This window comes from Mesorhizobium qingshengii, from assembly GCF_900103325.1.
Taxonomy (GTDB): domain Bacteria; phylum Pseudomonadota; class Alphaproteobacteria; order Rhizobiales; family Rhizobiaceae; genus Mesorhizobium; species Mesorhizobium qingshengii.
The window spans coordinates 400102-423756 of the sequence record NZ_FMXM01000005.1 but is presented as its reverse complement, the minus strand read 5'-3'; the positions used below and the strand labels follow the sequence as shown (position 1 = coordinate 423756).

The window sequence follows — 23655 nt, the reverse complement described above, 5'->3', positions numbered from 1 at the left end:
GTTTGCCCCCAGCCGGAAAGACTCTGAAACGGGCACGCTCGTGAATCGCACCATCCCGCTCATCCTGGCGGTCGCACTTTTCATGGAAAACATGGATTCGACCGTGATTGCCACATCGCTGCCGGCGATTGCCATCGACATCCACACCAGCCCGATCGCGCTCAAGCTGGCGTTGACGGCCTATCTCGTGTCGCTGGCGATCTTCATTCCGATCAGCGGCTGGATGGCTGACCGTTTTGGCGCCAAGACTGTCTTTCGCGCCGCGATCGCGGTCTTCATCGTCGGCTCGATCGCCTGCGCGCTTTCCGGTTCGCTGCCGGCTTTCGTGGTTTCGCGCTTCCTGCAAGGCATTGGCGGCGCCATGATGACACCGGTCGGGCGGCTGGTGCTGGTTCGGGCGACGCCGAAAAGCGAACTCGTCGCGGCGATGTCATGGCTGACCGTTCCGGCGCTGGTCGGGCCGTTGGTCGGTCCGCCCGTCGGCGGCTTCATCACCACCTATTTCACCTGGCACTGGATCTTCCTGATCAATGTGCCGATCGGCCTGATCGGCATCTGGCTGGCGACGCGTTTCCTGCCGGAGACCGAACCGGCGGAAACGCCGCCGCTCGACTTCATCGGTTTCGTGCTGAGCGGTCTGGCGGCATCCGGCGTGGTGTTCGGCCTGTCGGTGGTCAGCCTGCCGGCCCTGCCGCCGATCGCCGGGTTCATCACCGTGGCGGTCGGGCTGGTGTCGGGCGTACTCTATCTATTGCACGCCCGCCGCGCCAAAAATCCCCTGCTGGCACTCGAGCTGTTCCGCAACCAGGTGTTCCGCTCCTCGGTGCTTGGCGGCTCGCTGTTCCGCATCGGCATCGGCGCCGTGCCGTTCCTGCTGCCGCTGATGTTCCAGATCGGCTTCGGGCTGACGCCTTTCCAGTCCGGCATGATCACCTTCGTCTCGGCGATCGGCGCCATCGGCGTGAAATTCGTCACCGCGCTGATCTTCCGCGGCGCCGGGTTCCGCCGCGTGCTGGTCGTCGGCTCGCTGGTCGCCGCGGCGTCGATTGCCGTCAACGGCCTGTTCACCCCCGACACGCCTTATCTGCTGATGCTGGCCATGCTTCTGGTTGGCGGCTTCATCCGCTCGATGTTCTTCACCGGCGTCAACGCACTTGCCTATGCCGAGGTTTCGGCGGCCGACACCAGCAAGGCGACGCCGATTGCCGCCGTGTTCCAACAACTGTCGATCGCGCTTGGTGTAGCGGTGGCCGGCGGCATCCTGGAAGTGTCGACGAGCATCCATGACAGGTCGCTGACGCTGGCGGATTTCCACACCGCCTTTTTCATCGTCGCGGCGATATCCGCCGCAGCGTCGCTATCCTTCATCCGGCTGGCGCCCGATGCCGGCAATGCCGTTTCCGGCCATGGCCGGCTGACAACGCCCAAAAAGCTGGAAACGGTAAGCCCGCCCGGCAATTGATCCGGCTGAGTCAAGCTTCGGGCTCGCCCTGCCCTTCGTTGTCGCTCCGGGCGCTCGAAGCTTTCGAAACGTCCACTGGACGTTCCGATCCGCCTGACGGCGGCTCCCGCCCCTTGAAGTCCTTTGCCAGCAGATAGAGCTCGACCGATTCGTCGCGCGACGCCGGCGGCTTGACGTGGTGCACCGAGCGGAAGTTCTTCTTGAGCATCGAGAGCAGCTCGTTTTCGGCGCCGCCCTGGAAGGTCTTGGCCAGGAAATGCCCACCTGGCTTCAGGACCGACAGCGCGAAATCGGCCGCCACCTCGCACAGATGCATGGTGCGGATGTGGTCGGTCCGCTTGTGGCCGGTGGTGGGTGCCGCCATGTCGGACAGCACGATATCCGGATCGCCACCCAGCGCCTCGGCCAGCTTCTGCGGCGCCAGCGGGTCGAGAAAATCCATCAACAGCACCGGGGCGCCGGGCACCGCGTCCATTTCCAGATAGTCGATACCGACGACATGTGGGTTGTCGGCCGTCGATTTCGTCCGCGCGGCGGCGACCTGGCACCAGCCGCCCGGTGCGGCGCCCAGATCAATCACCTTCATGCCGGGCTTCAGGAGATGGTGCTTGTCGTCGATCTCGATCAGCTTGTAGGCCGCGCGCGAGCGATAGCCGTCAGCCTTCGAACGCTGGACATAGGGATCGTTGATGTGGCGCTGCAGCCAGCGGCGCGACGATTCCTTCAGGCCGCTCTTCTTCTTGATCCGCGTCTTCAGCACGCGAATGCTGGCTGATCCTGGTTTTTCCGGTTTCTTGGTCATTGCCTGATTTCTTGTTTGAGCATGATCTCCAGCGAGAACCGGTCGCGACTTTTCGCTGACGCGGTCCTTCGGTTCGGGATCATGATTTCTTGTCCGAGCATGATCTTTTCCGAAAACCGCTCGCCACTTTTCGGGATCATGCTCTGCCACGCCCATCGTTGCGCCAGACGCCGTCATCGGCCATCAACTCGCTCAATATGCCTTCGCGCAGGCCACGGTCGGCGACGCGCAGCCGCTCCGACGGCCACACGGCGCGGATCGCTTCGAGGATCGCGCAGCCGGCCAGCACCAGATCGGCACGATCGGCACCGATACAAGGGTTGGCGCAGCGCTGCTGGAAATCCCAGCCAACCAGTCTTTCGACCATGCGATCGACACTGTCGCGGTCCATCCACAGCCCGTCGACACGGCGGCGGTCGTAGCGTTCGAGGTCAAGGTGAACGCCAGCCAGTGTCGTCACCGTGCCCGACGTGCCAAGCAGATGGAAGTTCGGGCTGGCCTTGAGATGGCTCAGCCGGTCGCGGCCGTCGAAGCTGGCCAGACGGCCGGCGACGTCGTCGACCATGGCGGCGAAGATTTCGCGCGTCACCGTGCGGCCACCGAAACGCTCGGCCAGCGAAACGACGCCGACCGGCAGCGACGTCCACGACACGATGTGGTTGGCGAGCCGCGGCGAACGGCGGCCGCTGAGATCGATCAGCGCGATTTCGGACGAGCCGCCGCCAATGTCGAACAGCACGACGCCTTGCGTGTCGCGCTCGACCAGCGAGCCGCAGCCGGACACCGCCAGCCGCGCTTCGGTCTGGCGGTCGATGATTTCGAGCTTCAAGCCGGCCTCGCGCTCGACGCGCTCGAGGAATTCGACGCCATTTTCCGCCGTGCGGCACGCTTCGGTGGCGATCAGCCGGGCCTTGCGGATCTTGCGGTTGCGCAGTTTGTCGCCGCAGATCTTCAGCGCCTCGACGGCGCGGTCCATCGCCGGCTGGCCGAGCCGGCCATTGGCGGTCAGCCCCTCGCCCAGCCTGACGATGCGCGAAAAAGCGTCGATGACGCGAAACTGACCATGCCGCGTCGGCACGGCAACCAGCAGCCGGCAATTGTTGGTGCCGAGGTCGAGCGCCGCGAACACCGGGAGCTCCTGCATTGGCGGCCGACGCGTGCCCTGTTCGGGCCGCACCGGCGCGGCAGCGGGCGAGGCCACCGCCTCCGCCGATCTGCGCGCTTCATTTGCCGGGGCAGCGGTTTTGCCTGGCGCCGGCGACCCAATCTCCGCGGGCCGCGCCTCGTCGCGCGCGAAAACCTTGCGCCCGCGCCTTCGCTTGCGCCGTTTCTTGGGTTTGCCCTTGTTGGTCGCGTCGCCCGCCTGCCCGTCGGCGGAGCGCGCCTCCGTCGGGCGGCGCTGCTGCCAACTGGCGGTTCCCGAGCCAACCGGCCCTGGGGAAGCGCTGGACGCGCCCACCTCCGGCGCGCCGGCGCCGGTGTCGCGGTCTTCCACTGTCGTTCCTTCCGGCGCCGCGCGAACCGATGATGGACGCTGCGGGCGCTTCAGTGTTTTAAGTTGCCGCCAGACTAACAGTGCCGCGCCCGATCACCAAGAGCCGCATGCTGAATTTTGCCGGCTGGGCGCACCAACCGCCTTTCCGGCCGCGCCGCGCAATGTATCCGCAAGCCTGGATTGGCAGCGCAACCCTGCCGGCGCCTGCCTTTCGGCCGCTCTCGACAAGGACAACCCTGCCGGTTGCCGGCGCGACAAGCGTTCGCGGTTGAATAGCCGGCTTCAATGAGGCATTCCTGAAATGGAAGAATCCGGACCAGCCGGTCTCCCGACAGAAAAGGAAGCGGATCCGCAACGCATGGCAATCAGGCAATGAACTGGAGACGCTATTTCTGGCCGGTCGTCGGCCTTGCGGCGGTGATTTTCTCGCTGCTGCTGCTCTGGCACGAACTGCGTGGCATCTCGCTCGACGATGTCTGGGGCGGCATATCAGCGATTCCGACCCGCGGCTGGATCCTCGCCGCACTGAGTTCGGTCATCGCCTATGCCTCGCTCGCCGGCTACGACCACATCGCGCTGCTGCATATCGGCAGACGAGTCTCGTGGCTGTTCGTCACCCTGTGCTCCTTCACCACCTATGCGCTGTCGCACAATATCGGCGGCTCGGTGTTTTCCGGCGCCGTCATCCGCTACCGAGCCTACGGCACCAGAGGCCTGACCGGCCAGGATGTCGGCATCCTGGTGGCGATCTGCTGGATCACCTTCGTGCTGTCGACGCTGCTCGCCTCCGGCCTTGTGCTTGTCTTCGAGCCGCAGATACTCGACCGGTTTTCCGGCATCGCCCATCACGGCCTGTCGCAGGGGGCGGGCGTCGTCATGCTGCTGCTGGTCGCCGCCTATATCTTCGGCAGCTGGCTGCATCTGCGCCCGCTGAAGATCGCCAGCTTCCAGTTGCACTATCCGGCGCTGCCGATCGTCGCCCGGCAGTTGCTGATCGGCCCGATCGAACTGCTGGCGGCCGCCGCGATCATCTTCTTTGCCCTGCCCGAGGCCCACAATCCCGGTTATTTCGTCGTGCTAGGCGTCTTCCTCGTCTCGTTCTCGATCGCGCAGATCTCGCACGCGCCGGGCGGGCTCGGCGTGTTCGAGGTGGTGTTCCTGGCCGGGCTTTCCGACATGGACCCGGTCGGCGTGCTGGCGGCGCTGCTGGTGTTCCGGCTGTTCTACCTGATCATCCCGCTGATTCTAGGCCTGGGCGTGGTGCTGTACTTCGAACGCTCGCAATTCAGCCGCAGCGAGAGCTGAGGCGGGATAGGCACGAGACCCAGCGCGACGTTTGAAACGTGGCGCCTGAAACCCGCCGACAAAACCTGCCGATTGAACCGCAGAGCAGGCTTGACTATTTTCCGCTGGCGGCTACAAGGCAGCGCTCACAGCGGCTTGCCCGCTCGGCCCGCGCGGTTCATGACCGCGCCTGCTGGGGAATAGGTTAACGGTAGACCCACGGACTCTGACTCCGTTAGTCCTGGTTCGAATCCAGGTTCCCCAGCCAAACTTGATCAGGATCGACCGCCTAGCTCCAGTATTACCAAGGGTGCGCATTCTGTTGCCTTAGCGAAAGATTGGTGGCGTTTGGTTCATTCCAATGGCTAAGCTCCATAAACTTTCAGGCACGAGGCCACATGATGGTCACTGACTCCGAGTTTATTCTCGAAAGCATCAGCCAAGGCTGCGTGATGCTTGCCGATGGTGAGTTCTTCATCGACAGGCTGGTGAAGTATGTCGGCAACGGAAGGATCCGGTGGCACGTCGAGTTTCGTGGGCATCGCGTCGAGTTCACGACCGGCCAGCTAAAAAAGCAGCCTACCTTCCGAAGAAAGATGCTCGAACAGGCCGGTGTGCTGCCGCCCCAGCGCGCCGGGGCCAACTACAGGCGATGGGCCATCGCGTTGAGGAAGAGTGCCGTCGAGCTTCCCTGGCGGGATAGACCGGTCGATGCCGGCTTCGCCATCGACAGGCTTGTCGGTCATGGGGGCGACCGGTGGACGGTTGAATACCAAGGCAAGGCAATCAAGTTCACGACGACCAAGCTCCGCAGGCAAACCAGTTTCCGCAAGAGGATGCTGCTCAAGGCCAAGGTGCTGCCGCCCCAGCTGGATGCGGTTGCCTATCGGAAGTGGGTGGACTGGCTGATTCAAAACGCCACGGATGCCGCACCGCAGGCCGGCGATACCTCGATCACCGAGAAGAGTTGGCTTGACGACCTGCCAGAGCTGGCTGGCTGGCAAAACGAAGGGACCAAATAAGGGCAGCTGGCGCGCCGCCCTTCGCATCCCATCAGCACCAAAACAACAACCGCAACCTGTCGTCGCCCTAAGCCGTTAGCAGGAAGGCGCCCTATAGCGGCGATGGCACTCATGGCGTTTGCCATGCCTACAGATTTCGGCACACACTGATAGCGAAGGAATCTGGCCACAGGCTTCTCGGCCGGCCACTTGAATGGAAGACATGGATCGCTTCGACCTCGGCGCCTACCGCCGCCCCATCTCCACCCTAGCGGTGGCGCTGGCCAAGGCGGACGTGCCGATCAGTTCATCTTGCCTGTGCAGGACAAGCGTACAGCCAGCGCCAGGCTGCTGTCATTGAGGTGACTTGAGCGCCGGCCCCGGCCGGCGCCTTAGCGTCTGGACCTAGCCCAGCCACTTCTCGTAGTCGGACACCAGCAGGTGCACCGGCGCTGTATCCTCGTCGATGTTGGAAAAGCGGCCGATGGGCTCGCGGAAGACATTGTCGGTGAGGTCGTCATTGACGGTCGACACCTCGCCGATCAGCACATCCTTGCCCTCGGCCCAGAAGGCGTGCCAGACGCCGGGCAGCAGCGTCACGCTCTGGCCGGGGTCGAGCTTCAACAGCCCGCCCGCAGGCAGCCTGTGGATGGTTCCGTCGACAGGCACCGACACCTCGGCCTTGGGATCGATGCCGCCGTCGCGATCGTGCATGAACAGTTCCAGCACCAGCTTGCCGCCGCCACGGTTGATGATGTCCTCGGCCTTGATGTTGTGGCGGTGCATCGGCGACAGCTGGTCCTTGCGCGAGATCATGATCTTCTCGGCATAGAGCATGCCCATGCCTTTCTTCATGTCCTCGTAGCGGCCATTGCGAACGGTGAACAGGAACAGGCCGAGCTCCTTGAATTTCTCCTGGCCGTAGTCGGTGATGTCCCAGCCGAGCCGGGAGGTAAAGATGGCCGAGGAGTCGACCTGGCGCGCCTTCATTTCCTCGGGCGACCAATAGGCGAAGGGCGGCATGATGTAGCCGAACGAGCGGATGAAAGCGTCGGCTTCGCGGATGATGTCGTTGATGGCGGAGCGTTTCATGATCATGGGTCCTTCGTGTCGACTTTGCTCAAGCGCGCGGCGTCTGACGGGGTTCACGCGATACGCTTGAAGTTGTTAGCATGCATGTCGTTGTCCCAAACCGCTACGCATCTTTGAGCGACATGCATTGGCAAACCGCATAGCCGAACACCGATGCGGTGTCGATCCGTCTTGCCGCCCTGCACCGCCTTGCGGCTTGTGCGCATGGACCACAGATCCGCCCGGCTGGCCGCGTGACATCGCGCGCTTTCAGGATCATAACCCCTGCGGATTTTCATAGGGTGACAGATGATGCCGACCATCCACGACCTCGATACGCCCTCGATCCTTATCGACGCGGCGCGCGCCGAAGCCAACATTGCCCGCGCGCAGGCCCATGCCGACAAGAACGGGCTGAAGCTGAGGCCGCATATCAAGACGCACAAATTGCCCTACTGGGCGAAGAAGCAGGTGGCGGCCGGCGCCGTCGGCATCACTTGTCAGAAGATCGGCGAGGCCGAGGTGATGGCCGACGCCGGGCTCACCGATATTTTTATCCCTTACAACATCCTCGGCCGCGCCAAGCTGCAGCGGCTTCTGGCATTGCATCGCCGTATCACCCTGTCGGTGACGGCGGACAGCATGGAGACGCTGGAAGGGCTGGCGGCGACTTTCACCGACGCCGGCCATCCTCTGCCGGTGCTGGTCGAATGCGACACCGGCATGGGCCGCTGCGGCGTGCAGACGGCTGACGAAGCGATTGCGCTGGCAAGACAGATCGACAAGGCTGGCGGCCTCGTCTTCGGCGGGCTGATGACCTATCCGGCCGCCGGCCGCGCGGCCGAGGCCGAGGCCTGGCTTGCCAAGGCCAGGCAGGCGCTTGCCGCATCGGGCCTCGCCTGCGAACGCATCTCCAGCGGCGGCACGCCGGACATGTGGCGCTCCAGCGGCGCATCGGTCGTCACCGAATATCGCCCCGGCACCTACATCTATCTCGATCGCTATCAGGTCGCCAAAGGCGTCGGCACTCTCGACGATTGCGCGCTGACGGTGCTGTCGACGGTGGTCAGCCATCCGACGCCGACGCGCGCCATCCTCGACGCCGGCAGCAAGGCGCTGTCCAGCGATACGCTGGGGCTCGCCGATTTCGGCGAGCTGCTCGGCGTGTCGGGCGCGCGGGTGACCGGCTTGAGCGAGGAGCACGGCACCGTCACGCTTTCGGACCAGGCCAAGCTGCGCATCGGTGAACGCGTCCGCGTCGTGCCCGACCATTGCTGCGTCGTCACCAATCTGTTCGACCAGGTGCATCTGATCTCAGGTGAAAAGGTGCTGGAAACGCTGCCGGTGGTCGCGCGCGGCCGCACCGGCTGACGCGAACATCCAAAACCCGTGTCCAGGGCATGGTGCATGGTCGACCCTGTCTAAGGTTCTGCTTGTCCCCGGTGTTCCCTTACGTCAATCTGGCTTCAGCAAGCCGGCCATTGGATGGTTTGCGGCTTGCTCGGGAGGAAAACAAAAATGGCTTACGCAATCACGCATTATTTTCCTGGCGGCACGAAGGAGCAATACGAGGCGTCAATCGCTGCTGTGCATCCAGCAGGCGGAAAAAGCCTGCCAAAAGGCCAAGTCTTCCATGTTGCCGGCCCGTCGGCCGGTGGCTGGTCAATTGTCGCGGTTCACGAATCCAAGAAGAGTTGGGAGCAATTCCGGGACGATATCCTGATGCCTCAAATGAAAACGGGCATCAAGGGCGGGTTCACCTCGCCGCCTCAGGAGACCGCGTTCGAGGTTCACAATCTGCAGAAATGACAAGCTGTTCAGAGACGATGAACGCTTGATCTGTCAGTGCACCGGCGCAATGGCGCCCTAAATCCGCTCGGCCTGCCTGGCGGCGACGCGACGCATTGCAATGACCCGGCGGCGGCGGATTTCCGTACGCATCGCCATCAGGTGCAACGCGAAGAACAGCACTGTGAAGCCGACGGCCATGACCAGCAGCGGCCACAGCAGGCTGGGATCGATGGTCGGCCCGCCGAGCCGGAACACCGAGGCCGGCTGGTGCAGCGTGTTCCACCAGTCGACCGAGAATTTGATGATCGGGATGTTGATGAAGCCGACCAGCGTGATGATGGCGGCGGCCCAGGCGGCGCGCCCGGCATCGTCGAGCGCACGGGTCAGCGCGATGATGCCGAGATACATCAGGAACAGCACGAAGACCGAGGTCAGCCGCGCATCCCAGACCCACCAGGTGCCCCACATCGGCTTGCCCCAGATCGAACCGGTGACCAGCGCCAGGGCGGTGAAGACAGCCCCGATGGGGGCCGCGGATTTCAGCGCGACATCGGCCAGCGGATGCCGCCAGACCAGCGTGCCCAGCGCCGAGATTGCCATCAGCGTGTAGCACATCATAGCGAGCCAGGCGAAAGGCACATGGAGGTACATGATGCGGACGGTGATGCCTTGCTGGAAATCCTCGGGCGCCGCGAAGCTCATATAGAGCCCGATGCCGAGGATGAGCGCGGCGATCGTTGCCAGCCATGGCACGATCTTGTCGGCCAGCCCGACGAAGCGCGTCGGGTTGGCAAGATCCATCCAGCCGGTCAGGCGTGAAGTCATGTCGCTCATGCGGCTCTACATAGACCGGCGGCGCGTTTGGGGCAATCGAGCGGCGGTGTCGCAGGCGGGTCTTGCCTTCTCCCTTTTCGGGAGAAGGCGGAGGCAGCACTAACCCTATCAGGCGGCTGCTTCCTGCTGCTGCTGCTGAACGGTGCGGCTGAGGCGGCGAACCTCCTCGTCGTTAAGCAGGCCACCGGCGCGCAGCAAGCTGGCAAACCGGCCATTGCGCATCGAAAGTTCCGCGAAGCCGCCCATCTCGACTACCCTGCCCTTATCCATGAACACGACCAGATCGGCGTCGCGAACGGTGGTTAGGCGGTGGGCGATGATGAAGGTGGTGCGGTCGCGCCGCAATTCGTCGATCGCTTCCTTGACGCGGTCCTCGGTCTCGACGTCGAGGGCGCTGGTTGCCTCGTCGAGCACCAGGATCGGTGCGTCCTTCAGCACGGCGCGGGCAATGGCGATTCGCTGACGCTCGCCACCCGACAGCTGGCCGCCGCGTTCGCCAACCAGCGTATCGTAGCCGCTGCTCTTGGCCAGGATGAAGTCCTGCGCGGCAGCCGCGTTGGCGGCGGCATGGATCTCGTCATTGGTCGCATCGGCGCGGCCGACGCGGATGTTGTCCTCGATAGAGCGGTTAAGCAGGCCGGCATCCTGGAACACGGTGGCGATCGAATGACGCAGCGACTTGCGGGTCACGGTGCGAGTGTCGATACCGTCGATCAGGATACGCCCATGGGACGGCGAGAAGACGCGCTGCAAGAGGTTGATGAGCGTGGTCTTGCCGGCGCCCGTCGGGCCAACGATGGCGACCGTCTGACCGGCCTGAACCTCGAACGACACGTCGTCGATGCCTTGTCCCGAATTGGCGAATTCGAAGCCGACATTCTCGAAGCGGACATGGCCGGTGACGTTGGTCAGATCGCGCAAGCCATCCGGCTCGGCGGCGTCAGCGGCGGAGTCCTCGAGATGGTAGAAGTCCTCGAGCTTGGCGCGGGCCTCGGAAATCTGGTTGGCGAAGGCCGACATCTGGTCGAGCCGCGCGATCAGCAACGTGGCAAAGCCAGTGAAGGCGATGACGTCGCCGATGCGCAACTGGCCATGGGTGACCAGATAGGCACCGATCAAAAGCACCACCATCATCGAAATGGTCGACGACAGGCGGTGCAGCGCATTGGCCATCGCCCACCAGTCGAGCACCGGATTCTGCGCGTCGAGCAGGTTCTTCACGTAGCGGCGCAGCGTATCAGCCTCATGGCCGAGGCGGTTGTAGCTCTGCAGCACGGCGACGTTGCTGACCGAATCCGTCACATGCGCGAACACCTGGTGATAGTGACGCTCAACGGCGGCCTGGCCAGCCTTGGTCCGCTTCATCACCAGCCGGCCGATGCCCACATAGAGCGCGCCGAGCGCCAGCAGGACCAGCGACATGCGCAGATCCATGCTGATAGCCGTCGGCACCAACAGGACAAGGGCAACGGCAGTGGACAGATGCTGACGCATGAATTCGAGCCACAGGCTGAACAGCGTCTCGACCGCGCGCAACAGCGTGTGCAAGGCGTTGGAGGTGCCGCGCTGATGGTGCCAGGCGAGCGGCATGGTGATCACGCGTTCGAAAGACTGGCAAAGCACCTCGCTGCGCCGCTTGTGGGCGAAACGGTCAGCGCCGCGCGCCACCAGAACGAAGGCGACGATGTTGAAGGCGCCCAGGCCCGCCCACATGGCAAGCGTGGTAAACACGGAACCGCGCTCGGAAATCGCATCGATCACCCGGCCGAACATGATCGGCTCGAGAATGGCGATGATGGCGAGAGCGACGTTGGCCGAACAGATCAACGCGACGCGTTTCTTGTCTTCGGCCAGATAACCGAGCGCTCGCCAGTAGATTTGCAGAAGGGTCACCCCAGTTACTCCGCCATGCTGTTTATTGTGCACTGCATCATTTGACTCGTACCGCTTGATACGTCGCAAAACAATGGCCGTGTACCTCTTCAGTTCCCTTCGAGCGAACAAAAGATGGCGACGTTCCGAAATCTGCCGTGATCACCTAACGGTTTGAGAAGACAGCTAAAATGTCAGGCATGCGGCGGAATCATGGCAGACGGCTCGTGCTGCCGAAATTTTAATCACGAGGCATGTCAGGCGAATGACGAGGGGCTGAAATCGCCTTCTGAACAGTACGCGCAAAGTAACGCGTCCTGGCGGCTCCCAGCGATGGCGGCGGGCCAAGATTCACCGCGTGGGAGCGCCCAAGCGGGATGCATCAAAGTATTGATTCTAAATGATTACCAGTCCCGACCTGGGCCGCGCTCTCGATCACGGCGCCAAGCGACTTGGCGCCATGTTCCATCATGTCGTTGTCCCGAAGGCCGCTTCCCCCGGGGCCAACCCGAGGGCGTGCTGCTGGGCGACATGCGTCAGGCCGGGATTCTGATGACGACGTCAGCAACCTCGCCACTTTTCAGCTCAACCGTCGAAACCTTGGTCTTCGCCCCATTCAGCTCCAATGAAATCGTCTTGGCCTTATTGTCGCGGATGACGCGAACCCTGAGTTCCGCACCCAGCATCTTGAGGGTCGCCGAATACCCGTCCCAGTGGCTGGGGAGCTTCGGCTTGAACTGGATGCGCTTGCCACGCCGTTCGATGCCCAGGATGCCTTCGACCGCCGCCCTGTAGAGCCAGCCGGCGGAGCCGGTGTACCAGGTCCAGCCGCCACGGCCGCCCTTGTCGCCTCCGGCATAGATATCGGCCGCAACCACATAGGGCTCGACGCGATAGTGCTCGGCCGAGGCCTCGTCGATCGCATGGTTGACCGGATTGAGCATCGAGAAACAGCGATAGGCCTCGTCGGTCAGCCCCATTTCGGCGAGCGCGATGACGAACCATGTGGCGGCGTGGGTGTACTGGCCGCCATTCTCGCGAACACCGGGTGGATAGCTCTTGATGTAGCCAGGATCCTTGTCCGTCTTCGAGAAGGGCGGTGTGAACAGCTTGACGATCTTGAGCTTGTCGTCGACGAGCAGCTTCCTCGCCTGCTCCATCGCCGTCGTCGACCGCGCCGGATCGCCCTCTCCCGAAAGCACGCTCCAGGACTGGGCAATCGAGTCGATCTTGCACTCCTGCGAGGATCGCGACCCGAGCGGCGTGCCGTCATCGAAGCTGCCGCGCCGGTACCATTCGCCGTCCCATGCCGTACTCTCGAGCCCCCGCTTCAGCGCATCGGCGTGCTTTGTCCAGGCCTGCGCATGCTTGACATCACCCTCGGTCTTGGCGACGGCGGCGAAGTCACTCAGAGTCTTCAGCAGGAACCAGCCAAGCCAGACGCTCTCGCCCTTGCCCTGCTCGCCGACGCGGTTCATGCCGTCGTTCCAGTCGCCGCCGAGGATCAACGGCAGGCCGGCAGGGCTGCTGCGCTTGATGGCAAGATCGAGCGCCCGCGCGCAATGATCATACAGCGAGGCCGTCTTCTTCGAAACTTCCGGAGTGAAGAAGGCATCGTGCTCGCCCTCGCCCAATGCCTGTCCGTCGATGAAGGGCAGTTGCTCCTTCAGGATGGTGGCGTCGCCGGTCACCAGCAGATAGCGGGCCGTGGCATGGGCCAGCCAGACCACGTCGTCGGAGATCATGGTGCGCACTCCGGCCCCGGTGCGCGGCAGCCACCAGTGCTGCACGTCGCCTTCGGGGAATTGCCGCCGCGCGGCGTTCAAGATCTGGTCACGCGCCAGCTGCGGATCATGCGCCAGCAACGCCAGCGTGTCCTGCAACTGGTCGCGGAAGCCGAAGGCGCCACTTGCCTGATAGAAGGCGGAGCGGGCGCGGATGCGGCAGGCCAGGCTCTGATAGGGTAGCCAGTGGTTGACCATGGCGTCGAGCGCCTTGTCCGGCGTCTCGACCTGGATGGTGTCGAGGAAGCCGCGCCACTCGCGCTCGTTGTCGGCCAGCCGCTTGTCGAAATCCTTGCCCCGGTGCTCCTGCACCAGAGCGCTGGCTTCCTCGACGGACTCGGCATCGCCAAGCAGCCAGAGCAGCGTCACGTCGCCACCGGCCGGAATCTCGATGTCACGAGCGATCGCCGCGCAAGGATCGTCTCCAGCCTCGACGCGGCCCGATAGTGCCGCGCCACTCAGTGCCGCGTGCGGAAGCTCGCTGGTGCCGTGCCGGCCGAGGAACTCCGAGCGGTCGGTCGTCACCGAGTGCACGCCGCCGTCGGCGGCCAGGAACGCCACCCGCTCGCTGAAATCGAGCCCGTAGGGGTTTTGCGCCAGCAACGCGCCGGTGGCAGCGTCGCGAGACGGGACGATGGTTGCCGCCGTGCGCGACCGATGCCCGCCCAGCACCCATTCGGCGTAAGCATAGACACGCAGCCGCGCCGGCACCGAACCGGAATTCTGGATGCGCAATCGCGAAATCTTCACCGGATCGACCGGGTCGACGACATAGGTAAGATCCATCGACAAGGGCCCGCGCTTCGAGCGGAAAGTCGAGAAACCCTGGCCGTGCCAGGCCTCGTAGGTCATCGAGGGATCGCGCACCACGGCGGCGAGCGGCGAGAACGCCTTGCCGCTGGCCTGATCGTAGATGTAGAGGCCCTCACCCGGCCGGTTCGAGACCGGGTCGTTCGACCACGGTGTCAGCTGGTAATCGCGGCTGTTGCGGCTCCAGGTAAAGGCAGCCCCCTCGGCCGAGATGTGGAAGCCGAACGAAGCGTTGGAGACGACGTTGATCCATGGCTGCGGTGTGGTGCGCCGGCCGGCGAGGCGCACGACATAGTGCCGCCCGTCGCCATCGAAACCGCCAAAGCCGTTCCACTGGCTGAGCCCGCTTCCGTCGGCGCTGGCATCCGCCACCGCCTGCGAGGCATGCGCCATCGGCGCAAGCGACGGCAGTTCACGCGGAACCGGCGATCCTGACGGCTGCAGGGGTTCGCGCGCCTGCAGTGCAGCCGCCTCGGCCCGTTCGATCTGATCGAAGATGGTGCCGTTGCGCGTGTGCAGGACCACGCGGGCGACGGCGAGCAGCGTCTTGTAGGTGGTCTCGTCCATCAGGTCGCGGCGGACCGCGAAAATGTGCTGGCGAGGCCCGAGTTCCTTGCCGCGCAAGCGGCTGTTTTCGCACAGCGTCTCGACCGCACGCTGCAGGTCTTGGACGTAGGAGGACGCCTGCTCGTTGACGACGACGAAATCGATCATCATGCCGCGGGTGCGCATGTACTCCTGGAAACGCAGCGCTTGGGCGACGATCTCCAGGTCGGCAACGTCGCCGATCCTGACCAGGAAGATCGGGAAATCGCCCGAAATGCTGGTCGGCCACAGGCTCGACTGCTTGCCCAGCCCCGAGGCGATGGACTCGGCGGGGAGACGCAGGAACGGATCCGGATAGATCAGGTAACGCGCCAGCTTCTGCACGTTTGCTGCATCGGTCAGGCTGAGGCCCATATGGCGGGTCTGCACCTGGCTGCGGGTCCAGGCGAGCATGGCCTGGCGAGCGAAACTCTCCGGGTGGTCGAGCCGGGCGACGGCCTCCTCCAGTTCAGTGCGGTTGGCGCCGACGACGGTCCAGAAGGTCAGGGATATCTTCTTGTTGGCGGGCACCCGCACCTGGCGGCGCAGCGAGGCGATGGGATCGAGCGTGAAGCCGGAATGGCCCCCAAGCCTGGCGCCCGGATCGAAAGCGGCCGCGTCGACGATGGTGCGGCCACGGCCGATGAAGGCACGCCTGTCGGTCTCGGCCTCGGCATCACGCGCCAATCCCGACGGATCGGTGACGAAATGCACCACCGCGACATCGGGCTCGCTGGTTTCGCGCTTGCGCCGCGTGGCGAAGATCGCACCGTTGTTCGATGCGATCTCGGTCTCGACGAACATCTTCGAGAAGGCCGGATGCGCGTTGTCCGATGCCTCCAATCCGAGCACCAGTTCGGCAAAGGAGGTCACTTCGATGTGACGGTCGGATGGCCCGTCATTGTAGAGAGTGACCCGACGGCCCTCGCCATTTCCTTCCGAAATGACGATGCATTCGACCTCGGAGCGCAAGGTGCCCACCGATTTGACGAAGCTCGCCTTGTCGTCGGAGAACAGGGTCTGCGCCTTCTCCTCGGCCGCGCGCTTCGGTTCCGCGGTCGCCGACCACCAGTCGCCGGTGCCGGCATCGCGCAGGAAGATGTAGGAGCCGAGCCGGTCCTCGGCGGGGTCCGGCTGCCAGCGGGTGACGGAGAGATCGCCCCAGCGGCTGTAGCCGGACCCGGTCGCGGTGACCATCACCGAATAGCGTCCGTTGGACATCACACTGGTCGAACGCAGCGCCCGCAACGGATCGAGCACGATGCGGGTGTCGGGGCTCTCGATCTCGGTCTCGTCCTTGGCGCGTTCGTCGGCCTCGGTCCTGACGGTTGCGGTCGGGATGTCGCGCGGCGCCCGCTCCTGCAGCAGCAATTCGGCGGATTCGATAACCGGGTCGCTGTGGAATCGGTCGCGCATGCGGCCTTCGAAGATGGCATCGGCAACCGCCACGATCGACATGCCCGAATGGTGGGCCATGTAGTTCTGCACGACGACATGATTGGTGCCTTCCGGCACGCGCTGCGGCGTGAAGTCGACGGCGTCGTAGTAGCCGTGGCGGCCAAGCGCACCGACCTCCCGCAACCGGGCGAGGTTCTGCACGGCTTCACGCGGGTTGAACTGCGCCGCCAGCACGGTCGCGTAAGGTGCAATCACCGTGTTCTGGCCGAGACCACGCTTCAGCCCGAGGCCAGGGACGCCGAAATTGGTGTACTGGTAGGTCAGTTCGCGGTCGCGGGCGTTGTAGGCCGCTTCAGAAATCCCCCATGGCACGTTCTTCTGGCGGCCGTACTGGATCTGACGCTTGATGATCAGCTTGCTGGTCTGGTTGAGAATGCTGCCTTGCGGCTCCTTCATCACCAGCGGCGGCATCAGATACTCGAACATCGAGCCGGACCACGACATCAGCGCGCCCTGGAAGCCGATCTCGACGATCGGCCGGCCAAGACGGAACCAGTGCTCGGTCGGCAGGTCGCCCTTGGCGATGGCGAACAGGCTGGTCAGCCGCGCCTCGGAGGCGAGAAGATCGTAGCAGCTTTCATCGAGTTGGTGTTCCTCGACACGGTAGCCGATCGACAGCAGCTTGCGTTCAGGCCGCATCAGGAAGGAGAAATCCATTTCGAAGGCAAAGCGGCGCGTGCGCTCGCGCAAGGTCAAGAGCTTGGCGCGCAGGGCCTCGACGGCGTTGTCGTCGCTGTGCGCGTCATGGACATGCGCCTCACAGCTGGCTTCTAGCCTTGCCGCCCAATCGACGATGATGTCGCTCTGGGCCGATGCGGCCTCGGTGTGGATGGCTGCGGCGAGTTTGCGTATTTCGCCGGCCAGCACGGCCAGATTGATGGTGCGGATCGACGCCATTTCCGGCTGCGCCTTGATGGTCTCGACCGCGCGCCGCATGCCGTCGAGACGGTCCGCCAGGCGCTGACGCAACGGGCGCAACTGGCGGCGGTCGTCAGGCAGATCGTCGAGGCTTTCGCTGAGGATGGTGACCGTGTCGAGAATGCCTTCGAAATCGCCCTGGAGGTGGACGGAGGGCGCTTCCGCCCACTCGGCACAGGCTGCCGCCACTGCCACCAGATGGCCGGCAAGATTGCCGCTGTCGACGGCCGAAATATAGAGCGGATAAAGCGGCTTCAGTGTCGTCGTGTCATACCAGTTGAAGAGGTGGCCACGGTCGCGCGGCATGCCCTCGATGGTGGTCATCGTGGCGTCGATGCGGGTAATGGCATCGGACAGGCTGATCCAGCCGAAGTCTCGCGCCGAGACGACGGACAGCAGATAGACGCCGATATTGGTTGGCGAGGTGCGTGGCGCCACGACCGGCGCCGGGCTTTCCTGGAAATTGTCCGGCGGCAAATTGTGATGCTCGGCCGTTACGAAGCTTTCGAAATAGTGCCACGTGCGCCGCGCAACCGTGCGCAGCGCATGGATGTCGGCGGCCGAGATACGCAGCCGGTCCTCGGTTTCAGCCGAACGGCTGATCCAGGCGGCGATGGCCGGCGAGGCGATCCAGAACAGGGCGAAGAAGAAGGCGACGAAGGCGCCGGTGGAATCGGCCAGCACCGGTATGGCTAGACCGACGAAGCCGATGATCACAGCGCCATACATCATGCCGTAGTAGGAGCCGAGATCGTTGTCGCCGCTCTTGTGCGCCTGCGAGGCGGTGCGCCATTCCAGCAGGTTCTGGCGGCTGACGAACAGCCGGTAGAGCGTGCGCACGATGGCGTCGCCCATCATCCAGGCGTTATGCGCCATCAGCACGATCTTGAGCGCCACCATCGCGGTGCCGAAGGCGACGTCACGCGCCAGCGCCGAGAAATGACCGCGCGGCGTCTGGTCGCCGCTCTTGGGCAGGATGGCGTTGACGACGTCGAATGTCGGCGCCATGAACAGGCTGAGGATCAGCAGGGCCTGCCATTGCGCGGCCTGCGTGAAGGGCAGCAGCGTCCAGCCGGCGATCGCCGCCATCACCCAGAAGATCGGCGTCAGCGAGCGGCGCAGGTTGTCGACCATCTTCCAGCGCGACAAGGCCGGCACGCCGGAGCGCGGATCGAGGATGAAGCCAAGAAGCTGCCAGTCGCCGCGCGCCCAGCGATGGTGACGCGAGGCGTCGACCGAGTAGCGTATCGGGTAGTCCTCGACCAACTCGACGTCGGTGACGAGCGCCGAGCGCGCCAGCGCACCTTCGAGCAGATCGTGGCTGAGGATGGTGTTTTCCTCGATGCGACCCCGCAGCGCCGCCTCGAAGGCGTCGACATGATAAAGGCCCTTGCCGGTGAAGGAGCCGTCGCCGAAGACGTCCTGATAAAGATCGGATACGGCAAACACGTAAGGGTCGAGGCCGCGATTGGCCGAGAAGACCCGCTGGAAGAACGACGCGTCGTCACCACTGGTCAGAGACGCGGTAATGCGCGGCTGCAGGATGGTGTAGCCGGCCGTGACCACACGCTTGGTCGCGTCGAAATGCGGACGGTTGAGCGGATGGCAGAGCTTGCCGACGAGAGTCGCGACGGCGTCGCGGGTAGTGCGCGTGTCAGCATCGAGCGTCATCACATGGACGACGTTTTCCGGCAGCGGCACGTCGAGCGGCAGAAACGTGGTGTCGCTATCGCCGCGCAGCAGGAGGTCGAGCTCATGCAACTTGCCGCGCTTGCGCTCCCAGCCCATCCAGGCGCCCTGGGCGGCGTTGAAGAGCCGGCGCCGGTGCAGGATGTAGAAGCGCGGTGCGCCTTGCGAGGGATAGCGGGCATTCAGGCGGGCGACCTCGGCGCGGGCGAATTCGAGTATTTCGGTGTCCGCCGCATCGATCTCGGTCTTGCTATCTGGCCAGTCCGACAGCAGCGCGAAGTAGATTTCATCCGCCGTGTTGGCGAGGTGATGAACCTCAATGTTGCGGATGTTTTCCTCGACGTCGTCGCGCGAGCCGATCAGCGACGGCACCACCACCAGGGTGCGCGCCTCGGGCGGTACACCGTGCTTGTAATCGTAGCCGACGAGGCGGGTCGGTTTCAGGAACAGCGATACGACGGTGTTGAAGAAGGCGAGCGCGCCCTCGCTGGCCGGCACTGCAAACAGCGCCAGCATCAGGACGATCGACGGCACTGACAGACCCAGATTGGCCAGTGCATTGCCGGAGAGGACGAGAAGCAGAGCCGTCAGCGCAAACACCGGTACGACGATGCCAAGCCATCCGGTCTTGCGGAACGCGCGTTTGGTGGTCTGGCTCACTGTCGGCCGGTAGCCGATCGCCTTTTCCAGTTCCAGCCTGCGCGGGCCGACGAGAAAGAAACCGACATCGGTGTGGGCGGACGCAGCCGGAGCGGCATCGCCTTCACTCTCACCAGGGATGGTCCCGCTGGCAGCGTGACCGGCCAGTTCGATGGCCTTCTCGGCGACGCGATATTCCGAAAGGTTCGAGCGGCGCGCCAGTTCCTCGATCGCGGTCCGGTACTGGTCACGCGAGAAGAAGTCGAGCGCGGCGAAATCGGTACGCTCGCGCAGCACGGTATCGATGCGGCTGACGCCTTCGAACCACACCGTCCAGTCGACGTCGTTGATGAGGCGCAGGCCGCGGATGATGTTGCCGGTCGTCACATTGCCGCTGGACAGCGTGTGATGTTCGGAAATGATGATTTCCTCTGCGTCGGAGCCGGTCTTTTCGAGCTCGCCTTCCAGCCATTCCAGGGCCTTGCCGGCGTTCTGCGATCCATCGCGCAAGCGGTAGAGCAGCTGGGTGGCGAAGGTGGTGTCCTGCGCGTGGGCGCTGAAGTTGGACAGGATCGCCTGTCGGTCGGGGGTGTCGTCGGTCGCCAGAACCTTGTCTGCCACGTCGTTGGCGATCTGGCGCATCTGGCGGGTGCGATTGACCCTGACGGCCAGCCGGCGGAGATTTTCGATCAGGACGAAGCGCAACAATGACGGCAGCGCCCAGAGTTCGCCGATCTTCAGCGGCTCGACCGACTGAAAGCCCTGGACGATCGACTTGAACATCGTCGCCGAGACGGAACTGTCCGAATGCGCCACATAGGTCCAGGCCAGTGCCAGCGCGCGCGGCACGCTGCCGCTATCGGGCAGTTTCAGGGTGGGCAGCTGGCGGTAGAAGCGGCGCGGCAGGTCGCGCTTGACCTGGAAAATGGTTTCCTCAACCAGGTAGTTGTTGTCGAGAAGCCACTGTGCCGCCGGCGTGATCGTCTCGCCTCGCGCTTGCGCGGCGTTGGTCGAACGGTAGACCTCCAAAATCTTCTTGGCGCTGTCGCGGATACGCGCCTGAAAATCGAACGGCGTCAGGCCGAAGAGATCCGTCAGGTCGCCTTTTGCCAGGCTTTCGCCAAGCAGCCGAAGGCGGTCTTCGGGCAGGAAATTGGATCGGATCGGCTCTTCCGTGATTACCGGGAAGCTCGCGCTTGTCTTCTCGATTTGGGCAGGGTTCGTCTGAATATTCATTGAAAATTCCGTATGCGGCACTCAGCGGCGTCACCGCCACGGCAATGGCCCTAAAACCGATTCAAATGCAATTGGTTGCATAAACCCCAATTGCCGAAAGTTTGTTTCCGCACCACGACAGGGCGTCATCTCTCAGCAAAAATTCAAAGACGTGCGCCCCTCTTGCCGTCAAGATCGATCGACGGAGAGGATTCAGGCTTTTTCGTGATGCCGCCAGCAGCTTACGCTATATTTCGCCGGCATCGCGATCATGTTTGGAAACAACCGTTAATCGTTGCCGGTGATGCCGCCGATCCGGATCACGAACAGCGTCGTGTCATGGGCGGGTTGGACAACCACGCAGGCGGTGTCCGGGCCAGGAAACAGCGTGTCCAGCGGCCCGAGGTGAACCGGTTCGGTGCCGGGCACAATGATTTCCCCATTCAGGCACAGGATGAGGGTCGCCCTCGCCTTGGTCTTGATTTCCACCGGCGCTGAAACCACCAGGCGCTCGACCGAATGCGTCGTCCGGCTCCGGCGGGTCATGACATTGAGATCGGTGATCGGCCCGCCAATCAGCGTGGCTGCGGTCGGCACGTCAGCCGGGAAGGAAAGCGGTGCGGTCGCTCTGGTGACTGATATCGGCGGGCGGCCAGCAATATCGAGGGCAATGCCCTCACCTTCGAGCACGGAAAGCGTGCGATCAATCCCGGCAAATTGCGAGAACGGGCCGCTGCCTTCGACGCGCGCCATCGAGACGCGCCAGTCGAAGTCTTCGAGCCCGGCGCCGGCAGGCGAGACGGCGATTTCCATCGTCACGCCACCGCCGTTCTTCCACGGCATCGACCGGTATTCAGATGCCCGCAGGACGCGCATCGGTTCAACCACTTACCCGAGAATACCGGGCAGATTGAGCTGGTGCTCCTTCGCGCACTCGATGGCGATGTCGTAGCCGGCATCGGCATGGCGCATGACGCCGGTCGCCGGATCGTTCCACAACACCCGCTCCAGGCGTCTGGCCGCCTCGGGTGTGCCGTCGGCGACGATGACCATGCCGGCGTGCTGCGAGAAGCCCATGCCAACGCCGCCGCCATGGTGCAGCGACACCCAGGTGGCGCCTGACGCCGTGTTGAGCAATGCGTTGAGCAGTGGCCAGTCGGACACCGCATCCGAGCCGTCCTTCATCGATTCGGTCTCGCGGTTGGGCGAAGCGACCGAGCCGGAATCGAGGTGATCGCGGCCGATGACGACCGGCGCCTTCAACTCGCCCTTTGCGACCATCTCGTTGAAAGCGAGGCCCAGCCTATGCCGATCGCCAAGACCAACCCAGCAGATGCGGGCCGGCAGGCCCTGGAAGGCGATCCGCTCGCGCGCCATGTCGAGCCAGTTGTGCAGGTGGGTGTTGCCGGGTGTGAGTTCGCGCACCTTGGCGTCGGTCTTGTAGATATCCTCCGGGTCGCCGGAAAGGGCTGCCCAGCGGAATGGGCCGATGCCGCGGCAAAACAGCGGGCGGATATAGGCCGGCACGAAACCGGGGAAAGCGAAGGCGTTCTCGAACCCCTCCTCCTTGGCCACCTGGCGGATGTTGTTGCCGTAGTCGAGCGTCGGCACGCCGGCGTTCCAGAACGCCACCATTGCCTCGACATGTTCGCGCATCGAGGCGCGGGCGGCCTTCTCGACCGCCTTCGGGTCACTGACGCGCTTCTCGCGCCATTGCGCCATCGTCCAGCCCTTAGGCAGATAGCCATTGATGGGGTCGTGGGCCGAGGTCTGGTCGGTGACCATATCGGGGCGAATGCCGCGCCTGAACATTTCCGGGACGATCTCGGCGGTATTGCCGAGCAGGCCGACAGACTTCGCCTCGCCGGCCTTGGTCCAGCGCTCGATCATCGCCATCGCCTCGTCCAGCGTCTCGGCCTTCTCATCGACATAGCGGGTGCGCAGACGGAAATCGATCGAGTCCGGATTGCATTCGATAGCCAGACAGCAGGCGCCGGCCATCACCGCCGCCAGTGGCTGGGCGCCGCCCATACCGCCCAGTCCACCTGTCAGGATCCACTTGCCTTTGAGATTGCCGCCATAATGCTGGCGGCCGGCCTCGACGAAGGTCTCGTAGGTGCCCTGCACGATGCCTTGCGTGCCGATGTAGATCCACGAGCCGGCCGTCATCTGGCCGTACATCATCAGGCCCTTCCTATCGAGCTCGTTGAACTTTTCCCAGGTCGCCCAGTGCGGCACAAGGTTGGAGTTGGCGATCAGCACGCGCGGTGCGTCGGGATGCGTGCGGAAGACGCCGACCGGCTTGCCCGACTGGACCAGCAAAGTCTCGTCATCTGCCAGCGTCCTCAGGGAGGCGACGATGCGGTCGAAGTCGTTCCAGGTGCGCGCCGCCCGGCCGATGCCGCCATAGACGACCAACTCGTTGGGATTTTCGGCAACGTCCGGGTCGAGATTGTTCATCAGCATGCGCAGCGGTGCTTCGGTCAGCCAGGAGCGTGCGCTGATTTCCGTGCCACGCGGGCTGCGGACTTCACGGATGTTGTGGCGAGGATTGTTCATCATTGTCCCTTTCGAATGAGGTGCGCGGCGTTGCGGTGGCCGTCGGCGCTGATCCAGGTGACCTGCTCATGGGCAGGGTCGGAAGTATCGATGGTCATGGCGTAGCAGGACCAGACGTCCGAGGGCGGCCACAGCGAACAGTATTGGTCGCCACGCACATCCCAGCGGCCCGGCGACCGGGCGCCACCTTTCGTGTAGATCGTGGCCCCGCCATCATCGAAGCTTTCCGCCCAGTCAGGGCCTTCGGCGCGGGCATCCTTCAAGGTGGCGAGAATGTCCGCGCCCTTCATGGCCACTTCGGCGGCGGCCGCCGGAACGACCGCGGCCGAGAGCAGCCCGACGGCAAGAAGAAATGTCCTGGCATGTCCGGTCATGGCATCCATCCC

At 63.9% G+C, this 23655-nt stretch carries 14 protein-coding genes and 1 tRNA gene; 6 read left to right on the top strand and 9 right to left on the bottom strand.

Features of this window, described 5'->3' with window-relative positions; all coding sequences use genetic code 11:
- The first annotated feature begins 40 nt into the window (after positions 1 to 40).
- Positions 41 to 1462 (top strand): MFS transporter, encoded by a 1422-nt coding sequence (locus tag BLS48_RS11090; protein WP_091577515.1) that lies wholly within the window; start codon positions 41 to 43, stop codon positions 1460 to 1462.
- 10 nt (positions 1463 to 1472) lie between these two features.
- On the opposite strand, the gene BLS48_RS11085 is transcribed toward BLS48_RS11090, so the two are convergent.
- Both BLS48_RS11085 and BLS48_RS11080 read right to left on the bottom strand, forming a co-directional pair.
- On the bottom strand, positions 1473 to 2264 hold the full coding sequence (locus BLS48_RS11085) for an RlmE family RNA methyltransferase (RefSeq protein ID WP_091577513.1): 792 nt from the start codon (positions 2262 to 2264) through the stop codon (positions 1473 to 1475).
- A 136-nt stretch (positions 2265 to 2400) separates the two neighbouring features.
- The gene (locus tag BLS48_RS11080) at positions 2401 to 3840 is read right to left on the bottom strand and encodes a Ppx/GppA phosphatase family protein (protein ID WP_425284676.1); all 1440 of its coding nucleotides are present in this window, start codon (positions 3838 to 3840) and stop codon (positions 2401 to 2403) included.
- A gap of 291 nt (positions 3841 to 4131) precedes the next feature.
- Here BLS48_RS11080 and BLS48_RS11070 point away from each other — a divergent pair, with 291 nt between their 5' ends.
- The 3 genes from BLS48_RS11070 (at position 4132) to BLS48_RS11060 (ending at position 6065) form a co-directional block, all read left to right on the top strand.
- The gene (locus BLS48_RS11070) at positions 4132 to 5064 is read left to right on the top strand and encodes a lysylphosphatidylglycerol synthase domain-containing protein (RefSeq protein WP_091577508.1); all 933 of its coding nucleotides are present in this window, start codon (positions 4132 to 4134) and stop codon (positions 5062 to 5064) included.
- 173 nt (positions 5065 to 5237) lie between these two features.
- Positions 5238 to 5311, top strand: a tRNA-Gln gene (locus BLS48_RS11065).
- A 133-nt stretch (positions 5312 to 5444) separates the two neighbouring features.
- Positions 5445 to 6065, top strand: a complete 621-nt coding sequence (locus BLS48_RS11060; RefSeq protein ID WP_091577622.1) for a hypothetical protein — start codon at positions 5445 to 5447, stop codon at positions 6063 to 6065.
- A 384-nt stretch (positions 6066 to 6449) separates the two neighbouring features.
- Here BLS48_RS11060 and BLS48_RS11055 read toward each other — a convergent pair whose 3' ends face one another.
- Positions 6450 to 7136: a D-lyxose/D-mannose family sugar isomerase gene (locus tag BLS48_RS11055; protein WP_091577621.1), complete on the bottom strand. Its 687-nt coding sequence runs from the start codon at positions 7134 to 7136 to the stop codon at positions 6450 to 6452.
- Between the two features lie 291 nt (positions 7137 to 7427).
- On the opposite strand from BLS48_RS11055, the gene BLS48_RS11050 reads away from it, so the two are divergent.
- The gene (locus tag BLS48_RS11050) at positions 7428 to 8486 is read left to right on the top strand and encodes a D-TA family PLP-dependent enzyme (RefSeq protein WP_167365039.1); all 1059 of its coding nucleotides are present in this window, start codon (positions 7428 to 7430) and stop codon (positions 8484 to 8486) included.
- A 147-nt stretch (positions 8487 to 8633) separates the two neighbouring features.
- Complete coding sequence (locus BLS48_RS11045; protein WP_091577505.1) at positions 8634 to 8924, top strand: hypothetical protein; 291 nt, start codon at positions 8634 to 8636, stop codon at positions 8922 to 8924.
- A 57-nt stretch (positions 8925 to 8981) separates the two neighbouring features.
- Here the strand turns inward: BLS48_RS11045 and BLS48_RS11040 are convergent, their stop codons facing one another.
- The 6 genes from BLS48_RS11040 to BLS48_RS11015 all read right to left on the bottom strand — a co-directional run bounded on the left by BLS48_RS11040 (position 8982) and on the right by BLS48_RS11015 (position 23643).
- Positions 8982 to 9740 carry a heme ABC transporter permease gene (locus BLS48_RS11040; RefSeq protein WP_091577503.1) on the bottom strand — a complete coding sequence of 253 codons (759 nt, stop codon included), beginning with the start codon at positions 9738 to 9740 and terminating at the stop codon, positions 8982 to 8984.
- Positions 9741 to 9848: 108 nt separating this feature from the next.
- Positions 9849 to 11633 carry a glucan ABC transporter ATP-binding protein/ permease gene (locus BLS48_RS11035; protein ID WP_091577502.1) on the bottom strand — a complete coding sequence of 595 codons (1785 nt, stop codon included), beginning with the start codon at positions 11631 to 11633 and terminating at the stop codon, positions 9849 to 9851.
- A 515-nt stretch (positions 11634 to 12148) separates the two neighbouring features.
- Complete coding sequence (locus BLS48_RS11030) at positions 12149 to 20731, bottom strand: glycoside hydrolase family 94 protein (protein ID WP_091577500.1); 8583 nt, start codon at positions 20729 to 20731, stop codon at positions 12149 to 12151.
- 267 nt (positions 20732 to 20998) lie between these two features.
- A complete protein-coding gene (locus BLS48_RS11025; RefSeq protein WP_091577619.1) occupies positions 20999 to 21586 on the bottom strand; it encodes a HutD/Ves family protein in 588 nt (195 codons plus the stop codon).
- 12 nt (positions 21587 to 21598) lie between these two features.
- The gene (gene hutU, locus BLS48_RS11020) at positions 21599 to 23272 is read right to left on the bottom strand and encodes a urocanate hydratase (protein ID WP_208604607.1); all 1674 of its coding nucleotides are present in this window, start codon (positions 23270 to 23272) and stop codon (positions 21599 to 21601) included.
- Positions 23269 to 23643: a hypothetical protein gene (locus BLS48_RS11015; protein ID WP_143019407.1), complete on the bottom strand. Its 375-nt coding sequence runs from the start codon at positions 23641 to 23643 to the stop codon at positions 23269 to 23271. The genes hutU and BLS48_RS11015 overlap by 4 nt, the downstream gene beginning before the upstream one ends.
- Positions 23644 to 23655: the final 12 nt, after the last annotated feature.

What these genes read in the sequence shown, in the direction of transcription:
- BLS48_RS11030 (WP_091577500.1), bottom strand. Translation starts at nt 20,731, where the DNA reads ATGAATATTCAGACGAACCCTGCCCAAATCGAGAAGACAAGCGCGAGC.
- BLS48_RS11060 (WP_091577622.1), top strand. Translation starts at nt 5,445, where the DNA reads ATGGTCACTGACTCCGAGTTTATTCTCGAAAGCATCAGCCAAGGCTGC.
- BLS48_RS11040 (WP_091577503.1), bottom strand. Translation starts at nt 9,740, where the DNA reads ATGAGCGACATGACTTCACGCCTGACCGGCTGGATGGATCTTGCCAAC.
- BLS48_RS11070 (WP_091577508.1), top strand. Translation starts at nt 4,132, where the DNA reads ATGAACTGGAGACGCTATTTCTGGCCGGTCGTCGGCCTTGCGGCGGTG.
- BLS48_RS11025 (WP_091577619.1), bottom strand. Translation starts at nt 21,586, where the DNA reads ATGCGCGTCCTGCGGGCATCTGAATACCGGTCGATGCCGTGGAAGAAC.
- BLS48_RS11085 (WP_091577513.1), bottom strand. Translation starts at nt 2,264, where the DNA reads ATGACCAAGAAACCGGAAAAACCAGGATCAGCCAGCATTCGCGTGCTG.
- hutU (WP_208604607.1), bottom strand. Translation starts at nt 23,272, where the DNA reads ATGATGAACAATCCTCGCCACAACATCCGTGAAGTCCGCAGCCCGCGT.
- BLS48_RS11045 (WP_091577505.1), top strand. Translation starts at nt 8,634, where the DNA reads ATGGCTTACGCAATCACGCATTATTTTCCTGGCGGCACGAAGGAGCAA.
- BLS48_RS11050 (WP_167365039.1), top strand. Translation starts at nt 7,428, where the DNA reads ATGCCGACCATCCACGACCTCGATACGCCCTCGATCCTTATCGACGCG.
- BLS48_RS11015 (WP_143019407.1), bottom strand. Translation starts at nt 23,643, where the DNA reads ATGACCGGACATGCCAGGACATTTCTTCTTGCCGTCGGGCTGCTCTCG.
- BLS48_RS11055 (WP_091577621.1), bottom strand. Translation starts at nt 7,136, where the DNA reads ATGAAACGCTCCGCCATCAACGACATCATCCGCGAAGCCGACGCTTTC.